The sequence below is a fragment of the Variovorax sp. P4_D9 genome (assembly GCF_056401695.1).
Map to the genome: position 1 here is coordinate 1 of NZ_JBFUIU010000763.1, position 4179 is coordinate 4179.

The 4179-nt window shown below is 60.3% G+C and carries 4 protein-coding genes; 2 read left to right on the plus strand and 2 right to left on the minus strand.

Features of this window, described 5'->3' with window-relative positions; all coding sequences use genetic code 11:
* Together AC1DY5_RS44585 and AC1DY5_RS44590 are read left to right on the plus strand one after the other, a co-directional pair.
* Positions 1–457 (plus strand): GDP-mannose 4,6-dehydratase (locus AC1DY5_RS44585; RefSeq protein WP_478120808.1); only part of this gene is annotated, 457 nt, incomplete at its 5' end.
* 86 nt (positions 458–543) lie between these two features.
* The gene (locus tag AC1DY5_RS44590; protein WP_478120809.1) at positions 544–2043 is read left to right on the plus strand and encodes an aldehyde dehydrogenase family protein; all 1500 of its coding nucleotides are present in this window, start codon (positions 544–546) and stop codon (positions 2041–2043) included.
* Positions 2044–2195: 152 nt separating this feature from the next.
* Here the strand turns inward: AC1DY5_RS44590 and AC1DY5_RS44595 are convergent, their stop codons facing one another.
* Both AC1DY5_RS44595 and AC1DY5_RS44600 read right to left on the minus strand, forming a co-directional pair.
* Positions 2196–3218 carry a zinc-dependent alcohol dehydrogenase family protein gene (locus tag AC1DY5_RS44595; RefSeq protein ID WP_478120810.1) on the minus strand — a complete coding sequence of 341 codons (1023 nt, stop codon included), beginning with the start codon at positions 3216–3218 and terminating at the stop codon, positions 2196–2198.
* A 12-nt stretch (positions 3219–3230) separates the two neighbouring features.
* On the minus strand, positions 3231–4157 hold the full coding sequence (locus tag AC1DY5_RS44600; protein WP_478120811.1) for an SMP-30/gluconolactonase/LRE family protein: 927 nt from the start codon (positions 4155–4157) through the stop codon (positions 3231–3233).
* Between the last annotated feature and the right edge of the window lie 22 nt (positions 4158–4179).

Consider the following 4179-nt stretch of genomic DNA (forward strand, 5'->3'; position numbering starts at 1 on the left):
GCGCTACACCAGCGTCTATGGCGAGCGCCAGCACGTGCGCGCCATCAACGCCACGCGGATCATGGAAACATACGCCAGCATCAAGGAAGGCAAGCGCCCGGTGCTGCCAGGAAACGGTACGCAGGTCCACGACTTCGTGTATGTGGGTGACGTGGCCCGCGCCAACCTCATGGCCATGGAGAGCAATGCGACTTGCGAAGGTATGAATATCGCCACCGGTGTGGATACCACGCTCAACCGCGTGGTGGAGATCGTCAACGAGATCTGCAAGACCGACCTCGCGCCTCAATATCAGGACGACCCTTCGAAGATGAGTTTCAGCGCCACGCCGAAGCTGGGATACAGCCGCGACAAAGCCAAGCAACTGATCGGGTGGGAGCCTCAAGTCCCCGTCGAGGAGGGCATTCGCCGGCTGATCGAATGGAACGAGCGCAGCGCATCGGTCACGACGAACTAGCCCATGAACCACCTCATTGAGCAGTTGAGCTCGATGGGCTACGGCAGTTGCCCTACCAGCGGAAATTTTCTATCTAGGAGACAGCGATGAGTGAAGTCAAGACCCGATTGCCGGCGACGAATCGGCCGCAATTTCTTGCGGATTCGGCCAAGAAACATTTCATCAACGGTGGGTGGCAACCGTCGCTCTCGGGCGAAACGATCCAGACCTTCAACCCGGCAACAGGTGGTGTCCTAGCGACGCTCGCTCGCGGCCGGCAAGAGGATGTTGACGCGGCAGTCGTTGCTGCGCGCCGGGCTTTTGAGGGGCCGTGGAGCCGTTTTACCCCTCATCAACRGAATGCGCTGATGCTGCGTGTTGCTGAGGTTTTGGAGAGGAACTTCGAGGAGTYGGCCACGCTTGAGTCGCTTGATATGGGTGCTCCTATCTCGCGCACGCGCGCGATGAAAGGGACTCTGCTCCAGACCATCAGGTACTTCGCCAGCCAAGCGTTGAGCTGGACAGGCACCACCGTCCCCAATTCGCTGCCCGGCAACTTCACCACGTTGACACTCAAAGCGCCAGTTGGCGTGGTCGGCGGCATCCTTCCATGGAACGGCCCCATCATTAGCATGTGGTGGATCATGGGCGGCGCGTTGGCGACCGGATGCACTGCGATCATCAAGACCGCCGAAGACGCCTCACTCACGACGTTGCGGACAGCCGAACTGCTAATGGAGGCCGGCGTACCGGAAGGCGTCATCAATGTGGTCACCGGCTACGGTGCAGAAGCCGGGGCGGCGCTGGCTGCCCATATGGATGTCGACCGTCTGGCTTTCACCGGCTCGACTGTTACTGGCCGCGAAATCATCAAAGCTTCGGCCGGCAACATGAAGCGCATTCAACTTGAATTGGGGGGCAAGTCTCCCGACATCGTTTTTGCAGATGCCAACCTGGACAAGGCAGTTGAGGGGGCCGCCATGGGCGTCTACACCAACTCCGGACAAATCTGCACCGCGGGCACTCGCATCTTCGTCCAGCGAAACATCCAGGAGGAGTTCGTCTCGAGGTTGGTCGAGTTCAGCAGGAAGCTCAAAGTGGGCGATCCTGCCGATGCCTCCGTGCAACTCGGCCCTCTGATTTCCAAGCGCCAGCTGGAACGCGTGATGGGCTATATGTCCATCGGAGGTGAGGAAGGCGCGGAGCTGGTGACCGGCGGCACCCGGCTTGATGGCGACTTGGCGGATGGCTACTTCGTCACGCCTACCGTGTTCAACAATGTCACCAACGACATGAGAATCGCCCGCGAGGAAATCTTCGGTCCCGTCGCTTCCGTGATTCCCTTCGATACCGCCGAGGATGCTCTGAAGCTTGCCAATGACACAGTCTATGGCCTCGCCGGTGCCGCTTGGACGACCAACGTCAGCACAATGACGAAGATGATGCATGGCATCAAAGCCGGCAAGCTTTGGATCAATTGCTATGGAGTAGCGGACCCCGCCATCGGTTTCAGCGGATACAAGCAAAGCGGCTATGGCATGAAAGGGGGCCAAGAGCACATCGAAGGCTTTCTTTACCAGAAGAGCGTTTACATCAAGAGCGACTGATGCCTGTTGCGCCCTGTCGTCATGGCAGGGCGCAACTAAATTGAGCGGAGTTCTGGTGGGAGGACCAGTTGAGGCGCTTCTCGCGGCAAGTGCCTCGTGCGCTTGAACGCTCCGGGAACAAGCGACGAGAATCGCCGCGATGAAGCGCGGTTCTAGATGTCGATAGCGATCTTTCCGAAGTGACGGTTGGACTCCTGGAATCGGAAAGCGTCGGCCAAGGCTTCCAACGGAAAGTGACGGTCGATCACGGGCCGGATGCGAGTGGCCTCGATCGCACGAATCATGTCAAGCTGTTGACTGCGACTACCGACGGTCAGGCCCTGGAGGCGAATGTGATTCGACAGCAGTCGGCCCGTGGAGAGCGCACCTTCCCGGCCCGTCAGTACCCCGAGCAAGGCAATATGCCCTCCCATGGCACATGCCACCATGGACTGCGACAGCGTCTCAGGACCGCCGACCTCGACTACGTGATCCACGCCACGGCCATCCGTCAGCGCTCGGGCGATCTCCCCCCAATCTGGATTGCTTCGGTAGTTGATGAGGTGATCGGCGCCGAGCGCGCGTAGGCGCTCGAGCTTCTCATCGGACGACGAGGTGGCGATGACGGTGGCGCCAGCCGCCTTGGCGAACTGCAATGCGAACACTGAAACACCGCCCGATCCCTGTACCAACACGATTTCCCCGGCCTTCAGCTGTCCGTCGACCATCAATGCACGCCAAGACGTCAAGGCGGCACATGGGAGAGTCGCTGCTTCTGCGTGCGTGTAACCACGCGGCGCCTTGGTAAATGCAATTGCAGCCGCCGTGACGTACTCGCGCGCAAATCCGTCGATGCGATCCCCCGGAATTGCATAAGTCTTGCTTGGCTCAGCGCGGCCGTCGTGCCAGTCGGGGTAGAAGGTGCCAACGACGTGGTCTCCTGGCCCCAGTTCCGTCACGCCTTCGCCAACCTCCATCACTTCGCCCGCACCGTCGGACAATGGTATGCGCCCCTCATCTGTGGCAATGGCACCGGTCACGACGCCGAAGTCGTGATAGTTCAAAGAACTTGCCCAAACCCGCACTGACACCTCGCCGGGCAGCGGCCTTCTTCGTGGTTCGCTGTCGTAGTAAAGGTGTTCCAGACCGCCCGGCTGGTGGAGCCGTACAGCTTTCGTAGGAAACGATTCACTCATCAAAGATTCTCTTCACAGTTCGTGCAGTGCGATTTCCCTTTGGCTGGCCCAAGGCCAGCCAGCTCCCGGCACTTTCACGTCGAACGCAACGATGCTGCTCGCCTGGTCGCGCGCCACGTCGTCCCAACTGCGGCCGAACGGGAGCGGAGCAAGCGTGACGAACAGCGTCCGGCGATCTGCGCCGCCGAGCATGCAGCCGAGCGGTTGCTCCGCTCCGAAGTCCACGGTCCGACGTACTGCGCCATCGGGACCCGCGTATATCAAACGGTGCCCCGCCGGATCGCACACCCAGACGGCACCCTCCGAGTCCAAGCAAAGTCCGTCGGCCCAACTACCGTCAGAAAAGGTCGATACGTCGGATCGCGGGCCCAACCTGCCGTCAGGCCCGATTGGTTGGGATGACACGCGTCCGATGCGAGTCTCCGCGATCAGCAACTTCTTTCCATCGCTGGTGATCGCGCATCCGTTCGGCCTGAAAAGATCGCCAGACTGCATTTCGGCCGCCCCGTCGGGGCGCACCATCACCATCCCGGTCGACACGACCGGGTCTTTCTTCGCGTCGTAGCCGAGGTTTCCCACGTATGCGGTCCCATCAGCGGCCACGACCATGTCATTGAGATCGGCGTGAACGATCGATGTCAGATCCGCATGCATGCGAAGCCCAACCTCGTCCAGTCGATACAACGCACGACCATGCATGGATGCAACCAACAGTCGACCATCGGGCAGCCAACCCAGGCCTGCCGCATGCCCAGGCACACTGCAGATCACTTCAATATCGCCGTCAGGGCGAACCCTGCAGACGGTGGACCGTGCGATGTCTGAAAACCACAGCGCACCATCGTGCCAACGCGGCGCCTCCGCAAATCCGAGTCGGCTCGCGACAGTCCTTGCCTCAGCGGCCCCGATCTTCAATGTACTTGTACTGGAAGTGTTCATGAATCGCTCCGATGGAGGTAGT